The sequence below is a fragment of the Flavobacterium sp. genome, from assembly GCF_027484945.1.
Classification (GTDB): Bacteria; Bacteroidota; Bacteroidia; order Flavobacteriales; family Flavobacteriaceae; genus Flavobacterium.
Window position 1 is genome coordinate 1 of sequence record NZ_JAIXRZ010000066.1, and the last position, 3238, is coordinate 3238.

2 protein-coding genes are annotated in these 3238 nt (G+C 40.1%); both read left to right on the forward strand.

Annotated elements, in window-relative coordinates; genetic code table 11:
- The first annotated feature begins 264 nt into the window (after positions 1–264).
- On the forward strand, positions 265–696 hold the full coding sequence (locus tag Q0039_RS09630; protein WP_297512109.1) for a hypothetical protein: 432 nt from the start codon (positions 265–267) through the stop codon (positions 694–696).
- Positions 697–709: 13 nt separating this feature from the next.
- A partial coding sequence (locus Q0039_RS09635) for a PKD domain-containing protein (protein ID WP_297512111.1) occupies positions 710–3238 on the forward strand: 2529 nt, incomplete at its 3' end.

Consider the following 3238-nt stretch of genomic DNA (forward strand, 5'->3'; position numbering starts at 1 on the left):
AATAGAAATGAAAGGAATTTAAAAAGTTTTTATAAGTAATAGATTTTCAACCCTCTACTTGATAATCTAATGATATAAAAAGTAAATTCCACGCTAAAAAAGCCAATTATAACTCGGACAATCATGACTTCCTAAGTATATATAAAATCAAATATTTTTACTATTAAATACTAAGTATTATGAATTTTTTTTATTTTATTATTAACAATTTTTTAATACAAAAGATAGGTTGCTTATATTTGAAATTATATAAAAATATTACCAATGAAATTTTATACCATTTTTTATCAATTTATATTTTGGATGACCTTAACCGTATTGGGTTCAATGACTAGCAACGCGCAACAATGGTACATAAATGACAGCAACAAAGCCGGTGATATTTTCACGTCTGCATTCGGAAGTGAAAACAATAGTGGTTTAAGCGCAGAACTGCCCTCAAATTCGATAACAACTATATTTTCTAAAGTTAAAAAAGGTGACACAGTCTTCATAGACACTGGCAGCTATCCTGAACTAGCCGCAGATGGAACATTATTAATCCCTATTCCACAAGGAGTGTCTGTTGTTCTTTTTTCAGAAAAAAGATTTTCAAAAAACAATATACCAAACGGTATAAAAGCAACTGCTGAGGAATTTTATATCCTTAATGACAAACCTGTATCGCGTGAAATTTATTTAAAATCAAGACAATAAGCTCTTTATAACTATGAAAAATTATTATTCTTTTCTTTTGTTTTTAATGAGCTTAATTTCTTTAGCTCAACCTGCTAATGATACATGCGGAACTGCAACTCCTATCGCTGTAGGCAATGGAACTTGTACTTCAATTTTGTACGATAACACAAATGCCACTACAACAGGTAATCCGGCAAACCCAGGTTGTTGGTCACCCAATACGATGAGTCATACAGTATGGTTCTCTTTTGTTGCAACGACGGCTGATATCGAGTTGTCAACAAATTTTGGAGGTACACTTGCAAATACCCAAATTGCAATTTATAGCGGAAGCTGTGGCTCCTTAACCCTAATTGGTTGTCAAGAAAATGTAAATACAGCAGCTGGATTATTGCATACGAATGTTATTTTACATGGCTTAACCATTGGTAACACCTATTATATAGCCGTTGATGGAAATGGAACGTCAACCGGTACATTTGGAATCTGTGCCCAACAAGCGCAACCTGTCGGACCTGTTCTTCCCGTACAAGATTGTGCTACAGCGCAAACCCTCTGCAACTTAAGCAATATTAGTGTAGCTGATGGCCCTGGAGGTGTGGGAACTTCTATTGAAGCGCCTAGTTGCTTTGGTGCGCCCGGAGAACGTTCTTCAAGTTGGTACACTTTTACAGCAGCAACAAATGGTGTTTTAGCGTTTACAGTTACACCAACAGCTGTAGTGGATTATGATTTTGCAGTTTACAATACCACAACGTCTTGTCCTGGAACTGAAATTGCCTGTAATTGGAGTGCTACTACAGGGGTAGCTGGAACTACTGGTTTGGGTTGTACGGGTGTACAATGTGAACCTACAATTAACGTGGTAGCCGGTAACACCTATACGATATTAATTGATCGTTTTACTGCAAATTCTTCGGCAGGTTTCACTATGAATTTTGCAGGTACAACAGCGGGATTTGCGAGTCCAAACCCCACATTTACAGCAAATTCGGTCTGCTTAGGCACTCCTACTCAATTCACCAATACAACCAACGGTAATTATACATATAGTTGGAATTTTGGCGATGGAACCACTTCTACTATTGAAAATCCAAGCCATACCTATGCAGCCGCCGGTTCTTACCCAGTTACGCTACTTTTAACAGCAGTACCAGGCGGGTGTCAGAATCAAATTACCCAAAATGTAACGGTAACAGCCCCCCCTACTATTGACGCTGGAAATCCAGTTACTATTTGTGCTGGTGCTTGTACTACATTAGCTGGTTCGACAAATGCTGTTGGTGGTGCAACCGGACCGGTTTCTTTTACCAACTCAACTCCAATTGCTATACCCGATTCTAATACTACAACCGGTGCCATATCTACTATTGCTGTAACGGGGATAAATCCCAATGTAGTTTCCGCTACAAGTATTGTTTCAGTTTGTTTGAATATTACACATACTTGGGACAGTGATTTGGACATCTATTTACAAGCTCCTAACGGAACCCGAATTGAATTATCTACAGATAATGGTGGTGCTGGTGCAAATTATACAAATACTTGTTTCTCAATGTCTGCTGCTACTCTTGTAACAGCTGGGGCAGCCCCTTTTACGGGTACTTTTACTCCTGAGCAATCGTTTGCTTTGTTAAATGGAAGTATCATAAATGGCAATTGGCAATTAATTGTACAAGATGATTTAGGTGGTGATATTGGAACTTTAAATAATTGGAATATTACTTTTCAAAATACATTACCAACATTTAGTTGGTCGCCTACAACGGGTATGACTAATGCAAACACATTATCTCCTACTGTTTGTCCAGCTTCAACGACTACCTACACATTATCTGCTAATAATGGAGCTAATTGTGTGGTTACAGATACGGTTACTGTAACTGTAGGTTCTAGCATCACCCCAACCTTTACGGCGGTAGCGCCGATCTGTTCGGGTGCGACTTTAACGGCCTTGCCAACCACATCCAATAACGGTATTAACGGTACGTGGGCTCCTGCTTTAAACAATACAGCAACCACTACCTATACCTTTACCCCGAGTACAGGACAGTGTGCCACTACAACGACACTCACCATTACGGTAAATCCACAGCTAACGCCAACCTTTACGGCGGTAGCGCCGATCTGTTCAGGTGCGACTTTAACGGCGTTGCCAACCACTTCCAACAACGGTATTAACGGTACGTGGGCGCCTGCTTTAAACAATACAGCAACCACCACCTATACCTTTACCCCGAGCGCAGGACAGTGTGCTACTACAACGACACTCACCATTACGGTAAATCCACAGGTAACACCTACCTTTACGGCCGTAGCGCCGATTTGTTCAGGTGCAACTTTAACGGCCTTGCCAACCACTTCCAACAACGGTATTAACGGTACGTGGGCTCCTGCTTTAAACAATACAGCAACCACCACCTATACCTTTACCCCGAGCGCAGGACAGTGTGCTACTACTACGACACTCACCATTACGGTAAATCCACAGGTGACCACTACTTTTGCGATAACAAATCAAACCTATTGCCAGGGTGCTCCTGTTTTACAACCCTTATTG

What these genes read in the sequence shown, in the direction of transcription:
- Q0039_RS09630 (WP_297512109.1), top strand. Translation starts at nt 265, where the DNA reads ATGAAATTTTATACCATTTTTTATCAATTTATATTTTGGATGACCTTA.